The organism is Bradyrhizobium sp. 138 (assembly GCF_023074075.1).
GTDB lineage: Bacteria > Pseudomonadota > Alphaproteobacteria > Rhizobiales > Xanthobacteraceae > Bradyrhizobium.
The window spans coordinates 1-20,959 of the sequence record NZ_JADPKT010000095.1 but is presented as its reverse complement, the minus strand read 5'-3'; the positions used below and the strand labels follow the sequence as shown (position 1 = coordinate 20,959).

At 64.7% G+C, this 20,959-nt stretch carries 19 protein-coding genes and 1 pseudogene; 17 read left to right on the top strand and 3 right to left on the bottom strand.

The annotated features are described in order from the left end of the window. Nucleotides 1-103 precede the first annotated feature (103 nt). Entirely contained in the window at nt 104-1,699 is a 1,596-nt protein-coding gene (locus IVA79_RS34250; RefSeq protein WP_247561554.1) for an ABC transporter substrate-binding protein, read from the bottom strand. Between the two features lie 200 nt (nt 1,700-1,899). On the opposite strand from IVA79_RS34250, the gene IVA79_RS34245 reads away from it, so the two are divergent. From IVA79_RS34245 to IVA79_RS34190, 12 genes are all read left to right on the top strand, one after another. Continuing rightward, nucleotides 1,900-3,558 (top strand): ABC transporter substrate-binding protein, encoded by a 1,659-nt coding sequence (locus tag IVA79_RS34245; protein WP_247561553.1) that lies wholly within the window; start codon nt 1,900-1,902, stop codon nt 3,556-3,558. A 194-nt stretch (nt 3,559-3,752) separates the two neighbouring features. Then, nucleotides 3,753-4,706, top strand: coding sequence for an ABC transporter permease (locus IVA79_RS34240; protein WP_246919844.1), 954 nt, complete (start codon nt 3,753-3,755; stop codon nt 4,704-4,706). A gap of 210 nt (nt 4,707-4,916) precedes the next feature. Next, a complete protein-coding gene (locus IVA79_RS34235; protein ID WP_247561552.1) occupies nt 4,917-5,819 on the top strand; it encodes an ABC transporter permease in 903 nt (300 codons plus the stop codon). 77 nt (nt 5,820-5,896) lie between these two features. Next, nucleotides 5,897-6,958: an oligopeptide/dipeptide ABC transporter ATP-binding protein gene (locus tag IVA79_RS34230; RefSeq protein ID WP_247561551.1), complete on the top strand. Its 1,062-nt coding sequence runs from the start codon at nt 5,897-5,899 to the stop codon at nt 6,956-6,958. After that, the gene (locus IVA79_RS34225) at nt 6,955-7,152 is read left to right on the top strand and encodes a hypothetical protein (protein ID WP_247561550.1); all 198 of its coding nucleotides are present in this window, start codon (nt 6,955-6,957) and stop codon (nt 7,150-7,152) included. The genes IVA79_RS34230 and IVA79_RS34225 overlap by 4 nt, the downstream gene beginning before the upstream one ends. Then, nucleotides 7,149-8,564 (top strand): amidase, encoded by a 1,416-nt coding sequence (locus tag IVA79_RS34220; protein WP_247561549.1) that lies wholly within the window; start codon nt 7,149-7,151, stop codon nt 8,562-8,564. The genes IVA79_RS34225 and IVA79_RS34220 overlap by 4 nt, the downstream gene beginning before the upstream one ends. Next, nucleotides 8,561-9,532 (top strand): ABC transporter ATP-binding protein, encoded by a 972-nt coding sequence (locus tag IVA79_RS34215; RefSeq protein WP_247561548.1) that lies wholly within the window; start codon nt 8,561-8,563, stop codon nt 9,530-9,532. The genes IVA79_RS34220 and IVA79_RS34215 overlap by 4 nt, the downstream gene beginning before the upstream one ends. Nucleotides 9,533-9,837: 305 nt before the next feature. Further along, nucleotides 9,838-10,107, top strand: coding sequence for a GlsB/YeaQ/YmgE family stress response membrane protein (locus IVA79_RS34210; protein WP_018321362.1), 270 nt, complete (start codon nt 9,838-9,840; stop codon nt 10,105-10,107). Between the two features lie 254 nt (nt 10,108-10,361). After that, a complete protein-coding gene (locus IVA79_RS34205; protein WP_247561547.1) occupies nt 10,362-12,110 on the top strand; it encodes a type I secretion system permease/ATPase in 1,749 nt (582 codons plus the stop codon). A gap of 24 nt (nt 12,111-12,134) precedes the next feature. Continuing rightward, nucleotides 12,135-13,469 (top strand): HlyD family type I secretion periplasmic adaptor subunit, encoded by a 1,335-nt coding sequence (locus IVA79_RS34200; RefSeq protein WP_247561546.1) that lies wholly within the window; start codon nt 12,135-12,137, stop codon nt 13,467-13,469. A 153-nt stretch (nt 13,470-13,622) separates the two neighbouring features. After that, the gene (locus tag IVA79_RS34195) at nt 13,623-15,092 is read left to right on the top strand and encodes an AMP nucleosidase (protein WP_247561545.1); all 1,470 of its coding nucleotides are present in this window, start codon (nt 13,623-13,625) and stop codon (nt 15,090-15,092) included. Between the two features lie 79 nt (nt 15,093-15,171). Next, nucleotides 15,172-15,447: a DUF1488 family protein gene (locus IVA79_RS34190; protein ID WP_091890644.1), complete on the top strand. Its 276-nt coding sequence runs from the start codon at nt 15,172-15,174 to the stop codon at nt 15,445-15,447. A 168-nt stretch (nt 15,448-15,615) separates the two neighbouring features. On the opposite strand, the gene IVA79_RS34185 is transcribed toward IVA79_RS34190, so the two are convergent. Continuing rightward, nucleotides 15,616-16,098, bottom strand: a complete 483-nt coding sequence (locus tag IVA79_RS34185) for a CinA family protein (protein ID WP_247561544.1) — start codon at nt 16,096-16,098, stop codon at nt 15,616-15,618. Between the two features lie 142 nt (nt 16,099-16,240). Here IVA79_RS34185 and IVA79_RS34180 point away from each other — a divergent pair, with 142 nt between their 5' ends. The 3 genes and pseudogenes from IVA79_RS34180 to IVA79_RS34170 all read left to right on the top strand — a co-directional run bounded on the left by IVA79_RS34180 (nt 16,241) and on the right by IVA79_RS34170 (nt 18,846). Further along, on the top strand, nt 16,241-17,299 hold the full coding sequence (locus IVA79_RS34180) for an amidohydrolase family protein (protein ID WP_247561543.1): 1,059 nt from the start codon (nt 16,241-16,243) through the stop codon (nt 17,297-17,299). A gap of 25 nt (nt 17,300-17,324) precedes the next feature. Next, nucleotides 17,325-18,434: an amidohydrolase family protein gene (locus IVA79_RS34175; protein WP_247561542.1), complete on the top strand. Its 1,110-nt coding sequence runs from the start codon at nt 17,325-17,327 to the stop codon at nt 18,432-18,434. Further along, nucleotides 18,434-18,846, top strand: a pseudogene (locus IVA79_RS34170) (Rieske (2Fe-2S) protein). Before IVA79_RS34175 ends, IVA79_RS34170 begins: the two are co-directional and overlap by 1 nt. Before the next feature lie 62 nt (nt 18,847-18,908). Here IVA79_RS34170 and IVA79_RS34165 read toward each other — a convergent pair. After that, complete coding sequence (locus IVA79_RS34165) at nt 18,909-19,802, bottom strand: transcriptional regulator GcvA (RefSeq protein WP_247561541.1); 894 nt, start codon at nt 19,800-19,802, stop codon at nt 18,909-18,911. Between the two features lie 110 nt (nt 19,803-19,912). Between IVA79_RS34165 and IVA79_RS34160 the strand changes: the two genes are divergently transcribed. Continuing rightward, nucleotides 19,913-20,116, top strand: a complete 204-nt coding sequence (locus tag IVA79_RS34160) for a DUF1127 domain-containing protein (RefSeq protein WP_247561540.1) — start codon at nt 19,913-19,915, stop codon at nt 20,114-20,116. A gap of 68 nt (nt 20,117-20,184) precedes the next feature. Then, nucleotides 20,185-20,808 (top strand): GNAT family N-acetyltransferase, encoded by a 624-nt coding sequence (locus tag IVA79_RS34155; protein WP_247561539.1) that lies wholly within the window; start codon nt 20,185-20,187, stop codon nt 20,806-20,808. Nucleotides 20,809-20,959 lie beyond the last annotated feature (151 nt).

The following is a 20,959-nucleotide window of genomic DNA, read 5'->3' as shown; positions in this document are numbered from 1 at the left end:
AAAGGCGCGAAGCGCCGTGCCCACCGTCTCTCTCATCGCACTCTGGTGGTGGGCACGCTTCGCTTTGCCCACCCTATGGCAGCGGTGTCCGGCATCTTCACCCTCACTCCATCCCGATCGTCGTCAGATCCTGGAACCAGTGCTGCGCCTGCACGAACTGCTTCACCTTCGGTGACAGCGCGTGCGGGTTGGTGTCATGGACCACCCAGACCAGCGTGGCATCGTCCACGATCAGCGCGTGCGCCTGCGCCAGCAGCTCGTCCTGCTTGGCGGCATCGAAGGTCTGCTTGGCCTCGTCGATCAGGGCATCCACCTTCGGGTTCTTGTAGCCGCCCCAGTTCACGCCCACGGGCGCGACCTGGCCCGAATGGAAGAAGCGGACGATGGCGTAGAGCGGGTCCGAGGTGACATAGGCGATATTGTTGGCGGTGATGCCGGCGTTCATCTCGTCGGCCGCGCCCTTGCGCCAGTGTGTATAGAGCGTCTCGAGCTCGACCACCTTGAAGTCGATCTCGATGCCGATCTCCTTGAAGCTCTGCTGCAAGAATTCGTTCATCGGCAGCGACAGCATCTGGCCGGTGCCGCCTTGCGCGATGATGAAGGTGGCCTTCAGCGGTTTTGCTTTGGAATAGCCGGCCTCCTCGACCAGCTTCTTCGCCGCAGCGAGATCGTATTTCAGCTCGAAGCCCGGCTTGCCGAACCATGGGCTCGACGGGTCGACCTGGCCCTTGGCGGGTTTGGCGAGGCCGTTCATCAGCCCGACCACGCCCTCGCGATCGATCGCGAGGTTCAGCGCCTTGCGCAGGCGGATATCGGTCCAGGGCGAGCCCGGCAGCACGCTGAGATGATAATTCCAGACATGCGGCGTGACGTTGTCGACGAGTTTCATGCCGGCGGCTTTGAGCTGCGGCACGGCGTCCGGCGCCGGCGTCTCGATCAGATCGACTTGCCCCGCAAGCAGCGCATTGGTGCGCGTCAGCGCTTCCGGCATCGGCACCAGCACGATCTTGTCGGCCTTGGGAATGCGCTTCTTGTTCCAGTAGTCGGGATTCTTGCTGAGCTCGGCGAGCTCGCGCGGCACCAGCTTTGTCAGCTTGAACGGGCCGGTGCCGGAGGGCTGGCCCGCGAACTTGTCCCAATCCTTGCCGAGCTTGTCATACTGCGCCGGGCTCGACACCAGGAACCACAGCATCTGATAGGGGAAGAAGGAATCGACCGTCTTGGTCGTGATCTCCACGGTGAAGTCGTCGATCTTGGCGTAGCTCGCGACGGAGGGCAGGCGGGTTTTTACTTGCGCGCTCTGCCGCTTGTCGAAATGCGGCGCCTTGTCGTTGAGCACCTTGTCCAGATTCCAGATCACCGCATCGGCATTGAACTCGCTGCCGTCGTGAAATTTGACGCCCTTGCGGAGCGTGAATCGCCATTTGGTCTTGTCGGCGTCATCGACCTTCCACTCGGTCGCGAGGCCCGGCACCAGCTTGCCGGGACGGTCGGCGACGTCCATCTCCCAGGCCACCAGGGGATCGTAGATCGTATACGCGGTGAACTGATAGGCGCCGGCGCCGCGATCGGGCTGTCCCGTCGTCAGCGGGATATCCGCCATCGAGATGCCGTAGCGCACCACGCTCTCGGCGCGCGCCGAGATTGCGGTGCCCGCCAGCGCAAGCACGGCGAGACAAGTCGATAATCGAAGACGCATGGCCTAAAGCTCCCAACGAAATTTCGGAGCCGAACCTGCAATCTTGATGCCAGAATAGGCAGCGCGTTGCGCTTAACCGCGCATCGGCCGCAAGGACTTGTCGTCGCATCGACAAATGACAGAATAAGTTTCTCTTTGGCATAGCCGTTGCATACGATTGCATCAAAAATAGTCATCGAAGCCGAAAAAGGATTGAGGCGATGTTTACCAAGAAGACTACACGCGCGGCATTGATCGCGGTGCTCGCTCTAACGACGGCAGCTGCCTGGCCGCGCGCCGTCAGCGCCGAGACTGTGCTGCGCATCGGCATGACCGCTGCCGATATTCCGCGCACGCTGGGCCAGCCGGATCAGGGCTTTGAGGGCAACCGCTTCACCGGCCTCACCATGTATGACGCGCTCACCGGCTGGGATTTGTCCTCTGCTGACAAGGCGAGCGTGGTGATCCCCGGCCTTGCCACCGAGTGGAAGGTCGACGATGCCGACAAGACCAAATGGACCTTCAAGCTGCGCCCTGGCGTGACTTTCCACGACGGCTCGCCCTTCAATGCGGACGCCGTGGTGTGGAACGTCGAGAAGGTCTTGAAGCAGGATGCGCCGCAATTCGACGCCAGCCAGGTCGGCGTCACGGCCTCGCGCATGCCGACGTTGGCGTCGGCGAAGAAGGTCGACGATATGACGGTCGAGCTCACCACCAAGGAGCCCGACAGCTTCCTGCCGATCAACCTCACCAATTTGTTCATGGCGAGCCCGGCGAAGTGGCAGCATTTCTATGACAAGGCCGAAGGCGCTGACGCCAAGGCCAAATCGCAGGCCGCCTGGACTGCGTTTGCCAAGGACGCAGCGGGCACCGGCCCGTGGAAAATGGCGAGCTTCACGCCGCGCGAGCGGCTCGAGCTCGTCAAGAACGCGAGCTATTGGGACAAGGCGCGCGTGCCCAAGGTCGACAAGATGGTGCTCTTGCCGATGCCGGAAGCCAACGCGCGCACCGCGGCGCTGCTCTCCGGACAGGTCGATTGGGTCGAGGCGCCTGCGCCCGACGCGCTGCCCGAATTGAAGCAGCGCGGCTTCAAGCTCTACGCCAACGAGCAGCCGCATGTCTGGCCGTGGCAGTTCTCGCGCATCGAGGGTTCGCCCTGGAACGACATCCGCGTGCGCAAGGCCGCGAACCTCTGCGTCGATCGCGAAGGCCTCAGGGACGGCCTGCTCGCCGGCCTGATGGTGCCGGCGAGCGGCACGTTCGAGCCTGGCCATCCCTGGCGCGGCAAGCCGAGCTTTCAGATCAAGTACGACAAGGCCGCTGCGCAAAAGCTGATGCAGGAGGCCGGCTTCGGCCCCAACAAGAAGCTGACGGTGAAGACGCAGACGTCCGCCTCGGGTTCGGGCCAGATGCAGCCCTTGCCGATGAACGAATATCTCCAGCAGGCGCTCGCTGAGTGCTATTTCGACGTGAAGCTCGACGTCATCGAATGGAATACGCTGTTCACCAACTGGCGCCGCGGCGCCAAGGACCCCACCGCCAACGGCTCGAACGCGACCAACGTCACCTATGCGGCGATGGACCCGTTCTTCGCGCTGGTGCGCTTCCTGCAGTCGGGCATGGCGGCGCCGGTCTCGAACAATTGGGGTTTCATCAACGAGCCCAAGTTCGACGAGCTGGTGAAGAAGGCACGCCAGACCTTCGATCCCGCCGCGCGCGACGCTGCGCTCGCCGAGCTGCACGCGGCCTCGGTCGACGATGCCGCCTTCCTCTACGTCGCCCACGACGTCGGCCCGCGCGCCATGAGCCCGAAGGTGACAGGCGTCGTGCAGCCGAAGAGCTGGTTCATCGACTTCTCGCCGGTGTCGATCGCGCAGTAGTTCGCGCCGCGTGCTGGCTGCACCCTCTCCCCCTGTGGGAGAGGGTGGATTTGCGAAGCGAAGCCGGGTGAGGGGTCTCTCTCCGCGGGAGCTGACCTCTCCATCGATGCAATAATCTCCGCGGATAGATACCCCTCATCCGGCGCTTCGCGCCACCTTCTCCCACAAGGGGAGTAGGGAAGAAAAGAAACAACGTGCTCGCCTATATCGCCAGACGCATCGTCTATGTCGTCCCCATCGTCATCAGCGTCGCGCTGGTGTGTTTTCTGCTCGTGCACATCACGCCGGGCGATCCGCTCGTCGCCGTGCTGCCGGCCGACGCCTCACAGGAACTTGCCGCGCAGCTGCGGACCGCCTATGGCTTCGACCGCCCGCTGCCGGTGCAATTCGGGCTTTGGCTCTTGCGCGCCCTTCATGGCGATCTCGGCAATTCCATCGCCACCGGTCGCCCCGTCCTCGCCGAAGTCATGCGCGCGGTCGGCAACACCGTCACGCTGGCGATTGCCGCCGCGATCATCGGCTTCACCATGGGCATCCTGCTCGGCCTGATCGCGGGCTATTTCCGCGAGACCTGGATCGACAAGGTCGCGACCTCCTTTGCCATCGCCGGCGTGTCGGTGCCGCATTACTGGCTCGGCATGGTGCTCGTCATCATCTTCTCGGTGCAGCTGAACTGGCTGCCCGCGGTCGGTGCCGGGCCGAACGGCTCCAACTCCTGGGCCTGGGACTGGGCCCACCTGAAATATCTGGTGCTGCCGGCGATCACGACCTCGGTGATTCCGATGGGCATCGTCACCCGCACCGTGCGTGCGCTCACCGGCGACATCCTCAGCCAGGATTTCGTCGAGGCCCTGCGGGCAAAAGGCCTGCATGAGCGTGGCGTGTTCCGCCATGTCATCAAGAACGCCGCGCCCACCGCACTCGCCGTGATGGGGCTTCAGCTCGGCTACATGCTCGGCGGCTCGATCCTGATCGAGACCGTGTTCTCCTGGCCGGGCTCGGGCTTCCTGCTCAACTCGGCGATCTTCCAGCGCGATCTACCGTTGTTGCAGGGCACGATCCTGATCCTGGCGCTGTTTTTCGTCTTCCTCAATCTCCTGGTCGATATCGCGCAAGCCGCGATCGACCCGCGCATCAAGCGGGGCTAGCGGGATGAGCCTAGCTGTGACCAAGCAAACGGTGCGCTCCCTCCCCCGCCTGCGGGGGAGGGTTGGGGAGAGGGTGTCTCCACTCGCGAGACCCCCCCAGAGGAGAAAGCCCTCACCCGGCGCTACGCGCCGACCTCTCCCGCAAGCGGGAGAGGTGCACTGCCTTCCGGGCTTGCACCGATTGCAACAATGCGCACCGGGAGCCAGGCGATGAGCGAGCTTCCGTTGTCTGCCACCGCCGATGCCACGCTACAGGCCGCGCCCGCGACCAAGGCGCGCGGCTATTGGGCGACCGTCGGCCGCCGCATCACGCGCGACAAGGTCAGCATGGCCTGCGCGCTGGTGCTGCTTTTGATCTTCCTCTCTGCGATCCTCGCGCCATGGCTGGGTCTGGAAGATCCCTACAAGGGCTCGATGATCCGCCGCCTGCGCCACATCGGCACATCAGGTTATCCGCTCGGCACCGACGAACTCGGCCGCGACATGCTGGCGCGGCTGATCTATGGCGGACGGCTGTCGCTGGTCATCGGCATCCTGCCCGTGATCCTCGCCTTCTGCATCGGCACCTCGCTCGGCCTCGTTGCCGGTTATGTCGGCGGCAAGCTCAACACCGCGATCATGCGCACGGTCGACGTGTTCTATGCCTTTCCCTCCGTGTTGCTGGCGATCGCGATTTCCGGCGCGCTTGGCGCCGGCATCCTCAACTCGATCGTATCGCTCACGGTCGTGTTCGTGCCGCAGATCACCCGCGTCGCCGAGAGCGTCACCACAGGCGTGCGCAACATGGACTTTGTCGAGGCCGCGCGTGCCTCGGGCGCCGGGCCCTTCACCATCATGCGCGTGCATATCCTCGGGAATGTGCTGGGGTCGATCTTCGTCTATGCCACCAGTCTCATTTCGGTCTCGATGATCCTGGCCGCAGGTCTCTCCTTCCTCGGCCTCGGCACCAAGCCGCCGGAGCCGGAATGGGGGTTGATGCTCAATACCTTGCGGACCGCGATCTACGTGAATCCCTGGGTCGCCGCGCTTCCGGGCGCGATGATCTTCGCGGTCTCGATCTGCTTCAACCTCCTCTCGGACGGCCTGCGCAGCGCCATGGACATCAGGAATTAGCGACGATGATGGAGATGCAAACTAGCGCCGCGTCCTCCGTACACCTCTCCCGAAGGGAGAGGTGAAGGACGGTGGCCATGAGCGAGAGCAACACATCCGTCGAAATGCTGGAGCCCGTCGAGGATGTCGGCGGCGTCGCGCAGCCGCTGCTACAGGTCAATGGGCTGACCAAACACTTCCCGGTGCGCGGCGGGCTGTTCGCCGCCAAGCGCACCGTGCGCGCCGTCGACAATGTCTCCTTCACTGTTGCCAAGGGCGAGACCGTCGGAATCGTCGGCGAATCCGGCTGCGGCAAGTCGACCACGGCGCGCCTCCTGATGCATCTGATGCCGCGCGATACCGGCGACATCATCTATGACGGCATGACCGTGGGACAGTCGCTATCGCTGCGCGAGTTGCGCCGCGGCATGCAGATGGTGTTCCAGGACTCCTACGCCTCGCTCAATCCGCGCCTCACGATCGAGGAATCGATCGCCTTCGGCCCCAAGGTCCATGGCATGGCCGACGGCGCGGCGCGCACGCTGGCGCGCGAGCTGCTCGGCAAGGTCGGCCTGCGCCCGGAAAACTTCGCGAGCCGCTATCCGCACGAGATCTCCGGCGGCCAGCGCCAGCGGGTCAACATCGCGCGCGCGCTGGCGCTGTCGCCGCGGCTGGTGATCCTGGACGAGGCGGTCTCCGCGCTCGACAAGTCCGTCGAGGCCCAGGTGCTCAATCTGCTTGCCGATCTCAAGCGCGAGTTCGGGCTGACCTATCTGTTCATCAGCCATGACCTCAACGTCGTCCGCTATATCTCGGACCGCGTGCTGGTGATGTATCTCGGCGAGGTCGTCGAGCTCGGTCCGGTCGACCAGGTCTGGGATAGCCCAGCGCATCCCTACACGCGCGCGCTGCTTGCTGCGATGCCGTCCTCCGACCCTGACAGGCGCACCGAGACGCCGCCGATCACGGGCGATCCGCCCAATCCGATCGATCCGCCCTCCGGCTGCCGCTTCCACACCCGTTGCCCGTTTGCGGAGCCGCTCTGCGCAAATGCGACACCAAAGCTCACTGCGCTCGATAGAATGGGCCACGAGGCCGCGTGCTACATGGCGATACCGGGTTCAGGCCATAGCCGCGCGCCCAGGGAGAAGACCGCATGACGAGACCGACACCGAAAGAGATCAAGCCGATCGCGCAAATCGCCGGCGTCCCCGTGGATGACGAGATCGCAACCCGCATCTCCAATGCCATCGGACCAGCCTTCGAAGGCTTTGCCGCCATCGCCGGCACGCTGCCGTTCGACCTCGAGCCCGCGCACTATCCGATCGCGCAGACGCAGAAGGTGTCGAAATGACCACCGAGCCTGCCTTGATGACGCTCACCGAGGTCGCGCGCGCGATCGCGATGAAGCAGGTGTCCTCGCATGAGGTGACGCGCGCGCTGCTGCAGCGCATCGCGCAGTGGCAGCCGCATCTCAACGCCTTCATGTCGGTCGAATCCGAATCCGCGTTGAAGGCGGCCGAAGCCGCCGACGCCGAGCTCGCCAAGGGCAATGTCCGCGGTCCCTTGCACGGCGTGCCGCTCGCACACAAGGACATGTATTACGACGCGGGCCACGTCGCGACCTGCGGCTCGCTGATCCGCCGCGATTTTGTCGCGACCACGACGTCCACCGCCTTGCAACGGTTGAAGGACGCCGGCCAGGTCCGCCTCGGCACGCTGCATCTCGCCGAGTTCGCCTATGGTGCAACCGGGCATAACAGCCATTATGGTCCGGTGCGCAATCCCTGGAACGTGGCGCACATCACCGGCGGCTCGTCCTCGGGCTCCGGCTCGGCGGTCGCCGCGCGCCTGACCTATGCTGCGCTCGGCTCCGACACCGGCGGCTCGATCCGCATGCCCTCGCATTTCTGTGGTGTCACGGGGCTCAAGACCACCTGGAGCCGCGTGAGCCGCGCCGGCGCCATGCCGCTGTCGCAATCGCTCGACACGGTCGGCCCGCTCGCCCGCACCGCGGAGGATTGCGCGCTGCTGCTGGCGTTGACGGCCGGCCCGGATCCGGAGGATCCGACCGCGAGCCACGAAGCTCTCTCGGACTATGTCGCCGCGACCAAAGGATCCCTGAACGGCCTCAAGATCGGCGTGCCCGCGACCTACTATGTCGACGATCTCGACAGCGAGGTCGCGCGCGTGCTCGACGAGACCATTGCGGTGCTCAAGCGCGAGGGCGCCGACATCGTCAAGGTTGAGCTGCCGGACCAGCGGCAATTGCAGGCGGCGAGCCAGCTCGTGCTGGCCGCGGAGGCCGCCGCCTTCCACAAGCGCTGGCTGATCGAGCGTTCGCAGGATTACGGCGCGCAGACATTGATGCGCCTCCAGAACGGCCTGGCCGTTCCCGCCATCACTTATCTCGAGGCGATGCGCTGGCGTGGGCCGGCGCTTGCCGCGCACAATGCGGCGACTGCGGGCGTCGACGCGGTGATCGCACCGGCATCCCCAGTGCCAGCGCCGTCGATCGAGGAGAGCGATGTCGGCGGCGGACCGAACGCGCCGACCCTGCTGCAGCGGCTGACGCTGTTCACCCGCCCGGTGAACTTTTTGGGCCTGCCGTCGCTGACCATTCCCTCGGGCTTCACCAAAACCGGCCTGCCCGTGGGCATGCAGCTGATCGGCCGCTCCTTCGATGAAGCAACCCTGCTCACCATCGGCGCCGCCTTCCAGCGCGTCACCGACTACCACGAACGATTGCCGAAATTGCCGTCATGACCAACCTCGTCGAGATTTCAGGCCTCAACATCCGCTTCACCGGCGAGCGCACGGTCTATGCCGTGAACGATCTCAGCCTCTCGCTCGGGAATAGCGAGGTGCTGGGTCTGCTCGGCGAGTCCGGCTCGGGCAAGAGCGTGACGCTGCGCGCGTTGATGCGGCTATTGCCGAAGAAGCGCACGCAGATTTCGGGCAAGGTCAACGTCATGGGCCGCGACGTGCTCGCCATGAACGACGAGGAGCTGTCGTCGTTCCGCGGCCAGACCGTCTCGATGATCTTCCAGGAACCGGCGCTCGCGCTCGATCCGGTCTACACCATCGGCGCGCAGATCGCCGAAAGCGTGGTGCGTCACGAAGGCAAATCTTATGCGGAGGGCAGGGCGCGCGCACTGGAAATGCTCGAGGTCGTGCGCATTCCCTCCGCCAAGCGCCGCTTGGATGCCTATCCGCACGAAATGTCCGGCGGCATGCGCCAGCGCGCGATGATCGCGCTGGCACTGGCCTGCCGGCCAAAAATCCTGCTGGCGGACGAGCCGACCACGGCGCTCGATGCCACCGTGCAGATCCAGATCCTCTTGCTGCTGCGCGAGCTGCAGCGCGAGTTCGGCATGTCCGTCATCTTCGTCACCCACGACATCGGCGTCGCCATCGAGATCTGCGACCGCGTCGCGGTGATGTATGCCGGCCAGATCGTGGAGCAGGGCACGCTTCGCGACATCGTCCGCAGCCCGGTGCACCCCTATGCCAAGGGCCTGCTTGCCGCGACCATCCACGGCGCCAAGCGCGGGCAGCGCCTCGAAACCATCCCCGGCACGCCGCCGTCGCTGGCCGAAAAGCCCCACAACTGCTCCTTCGCTCCCCGCTGTTCGGCGGCCCAGCCGCGTTGCCTGGAGCAATTGCCTGCCAATGTGGAGGTCGGCCCGGGGCGGGCGGCGCGATGTGTGCTCGCGGTGCAGGTGGCGACGTAATTCGTTGTCCAGCTGAAGTGCATCCCAGCGCACAACTGCGCTCCCTCCCCCTTGCGGTTGTTCAGACCGGGGACATGGTGGGCGGGGGAGAGGGGTGGCCCAGGAAAAGGTGTTCGTACTCGGAGGCGAGCGGAGCACGGAAAGAGTCCCCGTGTGGTACCCCTCTCCCTGCCCCTCCCCGCCGACCGCAGGGCCCGCTTCTACTGTGCATGGGGTTGTTTTCGAGTTTTTCATCCACCCAGCATTCAGACCCCATTCATCCCGGTTCCCGTTCCATGACCCGGTTCACGAAGAGGGACTGACTTATGTACATTTCCAACGAAGGTCTGCTTGTCATCCTGTTCGTCGGCCTGGTGGCCGGCTGGCTCGCCGGCAAGGTCGTGCGCGGGACCGGGTTCGGCATCATCGGCGACATTGTGGTCGGCATCGCCGGCGCGCTGGTGGCGAGCTTCCTGTTTCCGAAGCTCGGCATTCGCCTCGGCACCGGCCTGGTATCGGAGATCGTCTATTCCGCCATCGGTGCGGTCATCCTGCTGCTGGTGGTGCGGCTGGTGCGTGGCGGCGGCCGGTTCTAGCCGCCTCGGCGGAACGGAACTTTCGGGCTCTCGCTTTTCCGGGAAGCGCCTGAAAGCCTGCAAGAAAAAGCCGCAAGCCTGTGAAATTCCGGACTTGCGCGCGAAGCCATCACGGGTAGATGTGGCTCATGGAGGCCTGGATTAGGTCGACCGCGTTGGACGGGGGGAAAACGCGATGTTAATCCGGGTCAAGTACCTCTGATTTCGCCTTTGAAATCAGGGGCTTTGCCTCTCACCGGAAAGAGATCAGACTGATGGCAGCCATCCCTGGCGTCCGCCGTTCAGAGCTCGGTGACGCCTTGCGCGCTTGTCGCACGGCGTTCATCGGCGTCGGCTTGATGAGCTGCATGATCAACCTGCTCTATCTGACCGGGTCGATCTTCATGCTGGAGGTCTACGACCGGGTGCTGCCGAGCCGCAGCATTCCGACCCTGGTCGGCCTCATCATCCTCGCCAGCTTCCTCTACATGGCGCAGGGCGTGCTCGACATGATCCGCAATCGGATCCTGGGGCGGGTCGGCACCGCGCTGGATGAAGCCCTCAACAAGCGCGTGTTCGACACCATCGTGCGCCTGCCGCTCCTGGTCGGCAGCCGCAACGAAGGCCTCCAGCCGCTGCGCGATCTCGACAATGTCCGCTCCTTCCTCGGCGGTATGGGCCCGAGCGCGTTCTTCGATCTGCCCTGGCTGCCGCTCTATCTCGCCATCTGCTTCGCCTTCCACGTCATGATCGGCGTCACCGCGCTGATCGGCGCCATCATCCTGGTCGGCCTGACACTGGTCACCGAGTTCATGTCGCGCCAGCCGGCGCGCGAGGCGATGGGCCTTGCCGCCCAGCGCAACGATCTCGCTCAGTCCAGCCGCCGCAACGCCGAAGTCATGGTGTCGATGGGCATGGCCGGCCGGATGAACGCGCGCTGGAGCGAAGCCAACGAAAAATATCTCGCCGGCAATCAGCGCGCGAGCGACGTTGCCGGCGGTCTCGGCGCGGTCGCAAAGGTGCTGCGCATGATGCTGCAATCGGCCGTGCTCGCGGTCGGCGCCTATCTCGTCATCCACCAGGAGGCGACCGCCGGTATCATCATCGCCGGTTCGATCCTCTCCGCCCGCGCGCTGGCTCCCGTCGATCTCGCCATTGCGCACTGGAAATCCTTCGTCGCCGCACGCCAGAGCTGGCATCGTCTCACCCGCCTGTTGGAGCAGATGCCGGCGCAGGCGATGCCGACCCAGTTGCAGGCACCCACCAGCCGGCTCTCGGTCGAAGGCGTCGCCATGGTGCCGCCCGGCGACCAGCGCCTCATCGTGCAGGACATCACCTTCACGCTCGCCGCGGGCAACGGCCTCGGCGTGATCGGCCCGAGCGGCTCCGGCAAGTCCTCGCTGATCCGCGCGCTGGTCGGGGTCTGGCAGCCGGTGCGCGGCAAGGTACGGCTCGACGGTGCGGCGCTCGATCAATGGTCAAGTGACATGCTCGGCCGCCACATCGGCTATCTGCCGCAGGACGTCGAATTGTTCGGCGGCACCATCGCCCAGAACATCAGCCGGTTCGACCCCGAGGCGACTTCCGACGGCATCATCGCGGCGGCGAAAGAAGCCGGCGTGCACGAGATGATCATCAAGATGCGCGAGGGCTACAACACGCAAGTCGGCGAGCTGGGCACTGCGCTCTCGGCAGGCCAGGCGCAGCGCGTGGCGCTGGCGCGTGCGCTCTATGGCAACCCGTTCCTGATCGTGCTCGACGAGCCCAACTCCAATCTCGACACCGAAGGCGATGAGGCGCTGACCCGCGCCGTCCGTGCCGCGCGCGAGCGCGGCGCCATCGTCGTCGTGGTGGCGCACCGCCCGATCGGCGTCGAGGCGGTCGACCAGGTGCTGGTGCTGCGCGACGGCCGCATGCAGGCGTTCGGCCCGAAGGAGCAGGTGCTCGCCCAGGTGCTGCAGCCGCGCGTGACCCCGCCGGCGCCGATCAAGATCGTCAGCGAAGGCGGAGTGGCCAAGCCATGAGTACAAAGTCATGAGTACAAAGCCATGAGCACGTTGGCCATCGGCGGCCCGAAGCCTGCCGCGAAGAAGACCGTGCGCGAGTCCATCAAGTTTCACCTGATCCTGGGCCTCGTGATCGTGCTGGTCCTGGTCGTCGGCCTCGGCGGCTGGGCGTCGACCGTGCTGATCTCGGGCGCGCTGATCGCGCCGGGGCAGATCGTGGTCGAATCCAACGTCAAGAAGGTGCAGCATCCGACCGGCGGCGTGGTCGGCGAGCTGCGCGCCCGCGACGGCGACCTGGTCAAGGCCGGCGACATCGTGGTGCGTCTCGACGACACCGTCACCAAGGCGAACCTTGCCATCGTCACCAAGAATCTCGACGCCGCGCAGGCGCGCGCGGCGCGTTTGCAGGCCGAGCAGCGCGGTGTCGATAGAATCGAATTCCCGCAAGCCCTGCTCGATCGCGCCATCGATCCTGACGTCAAGCTGCTGCTCTCCGCCGAGACCAAGCTGTTCGACGTCCGCGTCAACGGCCGCACCGGACAGAAGGCTCAGCTTCGCGAGCGCATCACGCAGCTCAACGAGGAAATCTCCGGCCTCAGCGCCCAGGAGAAGGCGAAGGATCAGGAGATCGCGCTGGTGCAGAACGAGCTCACCGGCGTGCGGGAGCTCTACGACAAGCGTCTGGTGCAGATCTCGCGCCTGACCCAGCTCGAACGCGACTCGGCACGCCTCAACGGCGAGCGCGCGCAGTACATCGCCTCCCGCGCCCAGGCCAAGGGCAAGATCACCGAGACCGAGCTGCAGATCATCCAGGTCGACAAGGACGTGGTGAGCGAGGTCTCCAAGGATCTGCGCGAGACCAACGACAAGATCGGCGAGTTGATCGAGCGCAAGGTCGCCGCCGAAGATCAGCTGCGCCGCATCGACATCCGCGCGCCGCAGGACGGCATGGTGCTGCAGTCGACGGTGCACACCGTCGGCGGCGTCGTCACCGCCGGTGATGCGCTGATGCTGATCGTGCCGCAGGCCGACGATCTCCAGGTCGAGGCCAAGGTCAATCCGGTCGACATCGACAAGCTCCAGATCGGCCAGAAGACGCTGCTGCGCCTCTCCGCCTTCAACCAGCGCACCACGCCCGAGCTCAACGGCCTCGTCAGCCGCGTCTCGCCCGACGTCACCACCGACCAGCGCACCGGCCAGAGCTATTACACCATCCGCGTCTCGATGCCGGCCGAAGAGATCGCGCGCCTCGGCGACGTCAAGATGATTCCCGGCATGCCCGTGGAAGCCTTCGTCCAGACCGGCGACCGCACCATGCTGTCCTATCTGATGAAGCCGCTGCACGACCAGCTGATGCGGGCATTCCGAGAGAAGTGATGCGCGACAGCGCGTCATCCCGGAGCGCGCCTAGCCCACCGCTTCTCCATCCGCGGAAGCAGAAGTGGTGGGTTACGCTGCGCTAACCCACCCTACGGCACCTCGTTCTTTGCTATAGTTCGACTCGAGCCCCAAGCAACCCGGCGGTCGACCATGCAATCTCCACCCACCATCGCCACCGAATCCTTCTCCGACGCTGGCCTTGCCGTTGCCCGCCTCGAGGAGATCTACGAGCGCAACACCAAATTCCTGCGCGACCGGTTCGAGGCCTATGTCAACGGCGAGGCGATCACGACGCGGGCGCGGGCCTATTATCCCTTCGTGCGGATCACCACCGCGACGCATGCGCGGCTGGATTCACGTCTCGCCTACGGCTTCGTCGCCGGCCCCGGCGTGCACGAGACCAGCGTCACGCGGCCGGATCTGTTCCGCAATTATCTCGTCGAACAGATCGGGCTGCTGATCCAGAACCATGGCGTGCCCGTCGAGATCGGGGAATCGTCCGAGCCGATCCCGATCCACTTCGCCTATCGCCGCGACATCAACATCGAGGCTGCCATCACGACCAGCGAGAATTCGCTCGTGACGCGGTCGCTGCGCGACGCATTCGACGTGCCTGATCTCGCGACCATGGACGATTCGATCGCCGACGGCACCTTCGTGCTGCAGCCCGGCGTGCCTGAGCCGCTGTCGCTGTTCCGCGCGGCTCGCATCGATTACTCGTTGCGCCGGCTCTACCACTACACCGGCACCGACCCCGAATATTTCCAGAATTTTGTGATCTTCACCAACTACCAGTTCTATGTCGACGCCTTCGCGCAAGCCTGTCAGCAACGGCTTCAGTCCGGCGAGGCCGGCCTCGAAGCTTTCGTCGCGCCGGGCAATGTCATCACGCGCAGCGGCGGCGCGATCAGCGGGGACGCGCCTGCGCGCGCGCCGCAAATGCCGGCCTTCCATCTGGTCGCGCCGGACTATCGCGGCATCACCCTGATCAATATCGGCACCGGTCCGTCCAATGCGCGCAACGTCACCGACCACGTCGCCGTGCTCCGCCCGCATGCGTGGCTGATGCTCGGCCACTGCGCGGGCCTGCGCAACACGCAGCGGCTCGGCGACTACGTGCTCGCGCATGGCTATGTGCGCGAGGACCATGTGCTCGATCGCGAGCTGCCGCTGTGGGTGCCGATCCCGGCGCTGGCCGAGATGCAGGTCGCGCTCGAGGAGGCGGTCGAGGATGTCACCGGGCTTGAAGGTTTTGAGCTCAAGCGGCTGATGCGCACCGGAACGGTGGCGAGCGTCGACAACCGCAATTGGGAGATCTCCGGGCCCGAGGTGATCCGCCGCCTGTCGCAGTCGCGCGCGGTTGCGCTCGACATGGAATCGGCCGCGATCGCCGCCAATGGCTACCGCTTCCGCGTGCCCTACGGCACGTTGCTCTGCGTCTCCGACAAGCCGCTGCACGGCGAGATCAAGCTCGCCGGCATGGCCAGCGAATTTTACCGCCGCCGCGTCGGCCAGCATCTCGAGATCGGCCTGAAGGCGCTGGAGCGGCTCAAGCAGCAGGAATCGGAGCGGCTGCATTCACGAAAGCTCCGCAGTTTCGCCGAAGTCGCGTTCCAGTAGCACCAAGCTACTCTTTGCTGCTGACAAGCGGGTCGATTTTCAGCATTGTCCCGCGCGGGGGCTCGACCGGGACGACTTGATGCCGCTGATGCGCGACAAGATCATTGGCCATGATCTGGAACGGCTGGCCTTTCGCTTCACCATGCTGAACGACGGTGACGTCGTGCAGTGTCAGATCAGCGACGCCGCGATGGACGAGCTCGCGGGCATGCAGGGCACCGAAAGCAGCGCGCGCCAGGCGCAGTTCCTGTCGCTGCGTGAGACCATCGAACGGATCGCGTCAGATCTCTACGACGAAGCACCGCGATTCCAGGGCTATGTGGTGCGGATTTTCATGCGGCATCTGGGGCGGTGACGCTGCCGCACGCTCCGCTGTCATGCCCCGGCTTGACCGGGGCATCCAGTACGCCGCGGCCTATCGACTTCATCACAACGGCCTCGGATTACTGGATCGCCCGGTCAAGCCGGGCGATGACAGTGGTGTTGGCGGTGAGACGGTCCTAACTCACTCACATCGCGCCGCTCACCCCTCGAGCTTCCTCAGCAGCAACTTCAGCGCCGTCGCCGCGAACACCTGCATGTTGGCGAAGCGGTCGTTGCTGCCCGTCTCCAGCGTCATCACCTCCGCGGCCGGGCCTGCGACCGCCATGCAGCTATGACCGGCGGCGTCGCCATAGCGGTTGCCGGTGGGGCCGGCGGCGCCGGTCTCGGAGAGGCCCCAGTCGCATCCGAAGCGCGTTCGCATCCGCTCGGCAAGCAGTTGCGCATAGGGCTCCGACGAGGAGCGAAAACCCTTCATTCCTTCATCCGAAATATCCATCAGCACGCGCCTGGCGTCGCGGGTGTAGACCACGGCGCCACCGAGGAAATAGGCGGATCCGCCGGGCACCGCGAGCAGGCTGGCGGAGATCAGACCGCCGGCCGAGGACTCCGCCACCGCGATGGTCTGTTTGCGTGCGATCAGTTTGGCGGCGACCTGTTCCGCAACGCCGACGAGCTCTTTCATCCCTTTGACCTCTCATTCCCTCGCAACCGAGCTCAGCCTTCCTAGCATATGACAGAAGGCTTGGCCGAGTTGCGGGCGACGGGCAGGCCTGCTTGAATGGTGGACGAGACAAAACGAGACGAGGAAACGTGAAGGAGACGTCATGGCGTCCCTGATCGCGGGCGGTGTGGATTGCGATGTGCATCCGGCCGTGCCGCATCTGACCAGCCTGCTGCCGTATCTGAACGATTACTGGCGCGATCAGGTGACGACGCGCGGCATGGTCGACCTCGTCTCGCAATCCTATCCGCAGAATTCGCCGATCACGGCGCGGCCCGATTGGCGCCCCGAAAGCGGCAAGCCGGGCGAGAGCCTGGAGGACATGCAGCGCCATGTGCTCGATGCGTTCAAGCTCGATTACGCCATCTGCAATCCGCTCTATGGCGTGCAGATGGTGTTTTCGGAAGATTTGCAGGCCGCCTTCTGCCGCGCGCTGAACGATTGGCTGGCGAAGGAATGGCTCGATCGCGACAAGCGCCTGCGCGGCTCGATCGTGATCCCGACGCAAAGCGTCGAAAAGGCCGTCGCCGAGATCGAGCGCTGCGCGCACGACAAGCGCTTCGTTCAGGTGCTGATGCTGGTCATGGGCGATACGCCGCTCGGCAAGCGCGCGCTGTGGCCGATCTATGAAGCCGCGGAACGTCTGGAGCTGCCCGTTGGCATCCACGCCGGTTCCGCTTACCACAATCCGCCGACCGCCGTGGGATGGGGTTCCTATCACATCGAGGATTATGTCGGGCAGGCCCAAGCGTTCCAGACCCAGCTCACCAGCCTGATCGTCGAGGGCGTGTTCGCCAAATATCCGCGCCTGAAAATGGTAATGCTGGAGTCAGGCGTCTCCTGGATCTCCCCCTATCTCTGGCGCTTGCACAAGTTCTGGCGCGGGGTGCGGATGGAGACGCCGTGGGTCGATCGCGCGCCGCTGGAGATTGTGCGCAGCAACATCCGTTTCTCGCTACAGCCATTTGATGCACCGCCAGATGAGGCGACATTAAATCGCCTGTTTGATCATATGCAGTCGGACGAATTGGTCCTATTCTCCACGGACTATCCGCACTGGCAGTTCGACGCCCAGGACGCGCTGCCCGATGGTCTGTCCCCCGATCTCGTGCGCAAGATCATGATCGACAATCCGCATGCGACCTATCCCCGCCTGACGTGAGCCCGCTGCCAAAGGAGGCAAGGCGATGAATATCCAGTTCCGCGAGAACCAAGAAGCCGCTTCCCCGCTGACCGTCAAAACCGCAATCGCGGATTGCGACATCCATCCGGCCCGCGCCACCGGCACCGAGCTTTACCCCTATCTTGCCAAACGCTGGCAGCATCATCTCGAGGTCTACGGTGTCCACGCCTATCAAGGCATGATGGAAGGTCCGCCCTATCCGAAGGCCCAGCCCAATGCCTCGCGCCGCGATGCCTATCCGCCCGAAGGCGGGCCGCAGGGCTCTTCGCTGTCCTTCATGCAGAAGCAATTGCTCGATCCCAACAATGTGCAATTAGGGGTGCTCAATCCGCTCAACACCGGGCAGGGCATCCGCAATCACGAGCTTGCGGCCGCCTTGTGCTCGGCGATCAACGATTGGCAGATCGACAAGTGGACCAGCAGGGACAAGCGGCTGAAGGCGTCGATCGTCGTCGGTAACGAGGATGGTTTGTCGGCCGCTGCCGAGATCCGCGAGCGCGCCGGCGACAAGAATTTCGTGCAAGTGCTGCTGCTCAGCCGCAATGTCGAGCCGCTCGGCCAGCGGCGTTACTGGCCGATCTATCAAGCCGCGGAAGAAGCGGGGCTGCCCGTCGGTGTCCACGCCTTCGGCTTCGGCGGCAACCCGATCACGCCCTCGGGCTGGCCATCCTACTACATCGAGGAGATGGTCGGGCATTCGCAGTGCCAGCAATCGGCGCTGGCCAGTCTTGTTCTGGAAGGCGTGTTCGAGCGCTTCCCGAAACTGAAGATGGTAATGATCGAGGCCGGCTTCGGCTGGGCGCCGTCGCTGGCGTGGCGGCTGGACAAGGTATGGGAGCGCCTGCGCAGCGAGGTGCCGCATGTGAAGCGTCCGCCGTCCGAATACATCCGCGAGCAGGTGTGGTGGACCACGCAGCCGATGGAGGATCCGGAGCGGCGCGAGGATCTGTTCGACGTCATCAACTGGATCGGCTGGGACCGGCTCTTGTTCGCGACCGACTATCCGCATTGGGACTATGACGAGCCCTCGCGCGTGTTGCCGGCCGGTGTCAGCGAGGCCAATCGTGAGGCGTTCTATCTCGGTAACGCGAAGAAGCTTTACGGCATTTCCTGATGGCAAGACACGTCATTGCGCCGGTCGACGAACTTCCGCCGGGCACGCGAAAATTCCTGGAGATCGAGGGGCGGCCGATCGCGGTCTTCAACATCAAGGGTGAATATTTCGGCCTGATGAACCGCTGCCCGCATCAGGGCGCGGCGCTGTGCGAGGGGCCGCTGATCGGGCTCGCGCAATCCAACGATCCGGCGAGATCGAATACACGAAGCTCGGGGAGATCATCCGCTGTCCCTGGCACGGCTGGGAGTTCGACATCCGCACCGGCCAATCCTATTGCGACCCCCGCCGGTTCCGCGTGAAGGCCTATCCCGCCCGTGTCGAGCCGGGCGCGAGCGTGGTGAAGGGGCCGTATGTCGCCGAGACGATTCCGGTGAGCGTCGAGAGCGATTACGTGGTGGTGGAGCTGTAGCTGCCCCGGCGGTGCTGCCTCGCCCGTTTCCACGGGAGAGCTGAAGAAAGTCAGCGATCCTTTCAGGCTTTGTTTTGTGTTGCAGCGATCATCCAGTCGCGGAACGCGATAAGTTTCGGCGCCTCGCGGCGGCCTTCCGGCGACACCAGGTAGAAGCCGGCATCCGCCGGCAGCGCGATCTTGAAGGGAACCACGAGGCGGCCCTTGGCGATGTCGTCCTGCACGTAGGAGGTCCGGCCCATGGCCACCCCCATGCCGTCGATCGCCGCCTGCACGGTCATGAGGGTCATGTCGAGGGTAATGCCGGGCTGCCGCGACAGGCCGGCCGGCAGACCCGCCGCCGTCAGCCAGAGCCGCCAATCGTCGCCGCTGGTGGTGTGCAGCAGCACGTGGTCTTTCAGGTCTTCGGGCCTGCGCAGCGGCTTGTCGCCGCGCAGCAGGGAGGGGCTGCACACCGGAAACAGCTCATCCGCCATCAGCCAGTCGGCGCGCAGGCCGGGCCACTGGCCACGGCCGTAGCGGATCGCGGCATCGACATTGTCGCGCTGGAAGTCGACGAGGCTGGTCGAGGTGGTGATGCGAACGTCGATGCCGGGATGGCGCTCCTGGAAATCGGTCAGGCGCGGCAGAAGCCATTTCGCCGCCAGCGAGGCGATGGTCGAGACCGTCAGCACCTTGTCGTCGTCCTTGCGCAGCAGGCGATCGGTGGCAAGGCGCAGATCGTTGAACGCGGCGCGGACGCCCGGAAGGTAGTCCCGCGCCTCCGGCGTCAGCGCCAGCGCGCGGTTCTGCCGGATGAACAGGCGGATGCCGAGCTCCTCCTCGAGCCTTCGGATCTGATGGCTGATCGCGGTCTGGGTCACGTTCAGCTCGCTGGCCGCCAGCGTGAAGCTGAGATGGCGCGCGGCGGCCTCGAACGCCCGCAATCCATTCAAAGAGGGCAATCTGGCAGTCATTTGGCAGCAGGATACATGACGTTATTTCATGCGAAAAGGTACAAATTGTCGTTTGTCGCACCGCACTAGAAAGCAGATATTAGCGGTCAAGTTAGCTCCAGGAGCTGAAAATGTCTACTTTGACCCACAACTCGATGACAAATCATCATGCGCCCGGCCTGCTCCAGCAGATCAGTGAGACCCTCCACATCTGGCACGAGCGGTACCGCAACAGGCGCGAACTCTCCCACTGGACCGCGCGGGATCTCCAGGACGTCGGCCTCTCCTGGTCCGACGTCGCCTATGAGGCCGACAAACCCTTCTGGCGGGCCTGATTGGCCGCCAGGCCGGCGCCGCCTGACTGTGGGGGCGCCGGCGGTCCCTTTTTCGCAGGGCTTGTGTCATGAGCACGCTTCGTCTCGAAGACCTCGCGCAATATTCGGATGCGCTGCGCACCCGGCATGGCGAGGCGCTCAACGTCCGCTTCGTCGAGCCGCGCGACGCCGACGAGCTCCAGCACTATTTTCGCTCGCTCTCGACCCGCTCCCGCTATAACCGTTTCTTCGGCGCGATCAGCGAGCTGCCGAACGGGCTGCTGCACGACTTCCTCGAGATCGGTGAGCGCGAGCGCTTCACGATCGTTGCGACCATGATGGTCGACGGCTTCGAGACCATCGTCGCCGAGGCGCGCTACTCGCTGCACGCGGAAATCGCGACGCTCGAATTCGGCCTGTCGGTCGATGACCGCTGGCAGGGCCACGGCATCGCGACTGCGCTTTTGAAGAATCTCGAATGCCGCGCCGCTGCGCTTGGGGCCGAGCACATCTTCGGCGACACGCTCCGCTCCAACGAGACCATGCTCTCGCTCGCGCGCAAATCCGGTTTCACCTTCGTCAATCACCCCGACGACTGGAAACTGGTGCGCTTCGACAAGGAGATCACGGTCGCAGCGAAAGACATTCCCTGCGCGAGCTGGCGTCTCGCCGCCCTTTCCCGTCAGGCCGATAGCCCCTCAGCCTCGGCCTGACATTACTGAGAAGCCCGGCTTTGGTGAAACAGGGCCGGGCTCTTTTTTCCCAATCCGTCATCCTTGTATGGGGAATGAGTTGTCAAGAGGGCGTCGTTTGTTGGAGGCGGTCTTGGGCGCCGAGGCGAGGAGCGGTCAAGGTTGGCCGTAG

Bases quoted from the DNA above. Each gene is read 5' to 3' on its own strand.
- IVA79_RS34250 (WP_247561554.1), bottom strand. From the start codon at position 1,699: ATGCGTCTTCGATTATCGACTTGTCTCGCCGTGCTTGCGCTGGCGGGC.
- IVA79_RS34245 (WP_247561553.1), top strand. From the start codon at position 1,900: ATGTTTACCAAGAAGACTACACGCGCGGCATTGATCGCGGTGCTCGCT.
- IVA79_RS34235 (WP_247561552.1), top strand. From the start codon at position 4,917: ATGAGCGAGCTTCCGTTGTCTGCCACCGCCGATGCCACGCTACAGGCC.
- IVA79_RS34230 (WP_247561551.1), top strand. From the start codon at position 5,897: ATGAGCGAGAGCAACACATCCGTCGAAATGCTGGAGCCCGTCGAGGAT.
- IVA79_RS34225 (WP_247561550.1), top strand. From the start codon at position 6,955: ATGACGAGACCGACACCGAAAGAGATCAAGCCGATCGCGCAAATCGCC.
- IVA79_RS34220 (WP_247561549.1), top strand. From the start codon at position 7,149: ATGACCACCGAGCCTGCCTTGATGACGCTCACCGAGGTCGCGCGCGCG.
- IVA79_RS34215 (WP_247561548.1), top strand. From the start codon at position 8,561: ATGACCAACCTCGTCGAGATTTCAGGCCTCAACATCCGCTTCACCGGC.
- IVA79_RS34210 (WP_018321362.1), top strand. From the start codon at position 9,838: ATGTACATTTCCAACGAAGGTCTGCTTGTCATCCTGTTCGTCGGCCTG.
- IVA79_RS34205 (WP_247561547.1), top strand. From the start codon at position 10,362: ATGGCAGCCATCCCTGGCGTCCGCCGTTCAGAGCTCGGTGACGCCTTG.
- IVA79_RS34200 (WP_247561546.1), top strand. From the start codon at position 12,135: ATGAGCACGTTGGCCATCGGCGGCCCGAAGCCTGCCGCGAAGAAGACC.
- IVA79_RS34195 (WP_247561545.1), top strand. From the start codon at position 13,623: ATGCAATCTCCACCCACCATCGCCACCGAATCCTTCTCCGACGCTGGC.
- IVA79_RS34190 (WP_091890644.1), top strand. From the start codon at position 15,172: ATGCCGCTGATGCGCGACAAGATCATTGGCCATGATCTGGAACGGCTG.
- IVA79_RS34185 (WP_247561544.1), bottom strand. From the start codon at position 16,098: ATGAAAGAGCTCGTCGGCGTTGCGGAACAGGTCGCCGCCAAACTGATC.
- IVA79_RS34180 (WP_247561543.1), top strand. From the start codon at position 16,241: ATGGCGTCCCTGATCGCGGGCGGTGTGGATTGCGATGTGCATCCGGCC.
- IVA79_RS34175 (WP_247561542.1), top strand. From the start codon at position 17,325: ATGAATATCCAGTTCCGCGAGAACCAAGAAGCCGCTTCCCCGCTGACC.
- IVA79_RS34165 (WP_247561541.1), bottom strand. From the start codon at position 19,802: ATGACTGCCAGATTGCCCTCTTTGAATGGATTGCGGGCGTTCGAGGCC.
- IVA79_RS34160 (WP_247561540.1), top strand. From the start codon at position 19,913: ATGTCTACTTTGACCCACAACTCGATGACAAATCATCATGCGCCCGGC.
- IVA79_RS34155 (WP_247561539.1), top strand. From the start codon at position 20,185: ATGAGCACGCTTCGTCTCGAAGACCTCGCGCAATATTCGGATGCGCTG.